The organism is Actinoplanes sp. NPDC048791, from assembly GCF_040650095.1.
In the GTDB taxonomy this organism is placed as follows: domain Bacteria; phylum Actinomycetota; class Actinomycetes; order Mycobacteriales; family Micromonosporaceae; genus Actinoplanes.
In genome coordinates this window covers 1-1,017 of sequence record NZ_JBEZGQ010001760.1, presented here as the reverse complement: position 1 = coordinate 1,017, position 1,017 = coordinate 1, and the positions used below count along the sequence as shown (strand labels likewise).

1 protein-coding gene is annotated in these 1,017 nt (G+C 68.9%); it reads right to left on the bottom strand.

From position 1 onward, the window contains the following. Positions 1–28: 28 nt before the first annotated feature. A partial coding sequence (locus AB0C29_RS50250; protein ID WP_360835716.1) for a chitinase occupies positions 29–1,017 on the bottom strand: 989 nt, incomplete at its 5' end.

Sequence of the window (1,017 nt, the reverse complement as noted above, 5' to 3'; positions counted from 1 at the left end):
CTGGTGATCGCCCGGCGGCGGAGATAGCTCAGCGGCCCTGCAGGCGCTTCACGTTGTCGCCGAAGGTCCAGCTCTTCGAGCCGTCCCAGTTGGCCGACCAGGTCATCAGGCCCTTGAGGCTGCCGTTGAAGCTGTTCCAGGACTGCGTCACCAGCGCCGGCGTCATGTAACCGCCGCCGGCCCCGACCTGCGCGGGCAGGCCGGGGACCTGCTTGTCGTACGGGACCCGGATCGTCGTGCCCTGGATCACCAGGCCGTTGTTCAGGCACGTGGTCTGGGCGACGAAGCCCTGCACCGTGCCGGCGCCGTACGAGTCACCGGCGCAGCCGTACATGCTGCCGTTGTAGTACTGCATGTTCAGCCACCAGAGCCGGCCGTTGTCCGCGTACTTCTTGATGACCGGCAGGTACGAGCCCCAGATCGAGCCGTAGGTGACGCTGCCACCGGTCACGTACGCGGTCTCCGGCGCCATGGTCAGCCCGAAGTTGGCCGGCATCCGCGCCAGCACGCCGTCGATGATCCGGATCAGGTTGGCCTGCGAGGCCGACAGGGTGGTGATGCTGCCGCTGCCGGTCAGCCCGGTCTCGATGTCGATGTCGATGCCGTCGAAGTTGTACTGCTGCAGGATCGGCACGATCGTCGTCACGAACCGGTCGGCGACCGCGCTGGAGCTCAGGTCGATGCCGGCCGCCGCACCGCCGATCGACATCAGCAGGGTCGCGCCGGCGGCCTTGGCCGCGCACATCTCGGCCGGGGTGGAGACCTTCACCCCGGCGTCCATGCCGTTCTCCCACAGCACCGTGCCGTCGGAGCGGATCACCGGGAACGCCGCGTTGATGACGTTGTAGCCGTGCTGGCCGAGCCGGCTGTCGTTGATCGGGACCCAGCCGAAGCCTGGGTGCACACCGTTGCTCGCGCCGTCCCAGTTCTCCCAGTAGCCGACGAGCACCTTGCCGGCCGGCCGCGACTTCACCGCGCAGGTGGAGCTGCCGGGCGGCGGGGTCGTGGGCGGCGGAG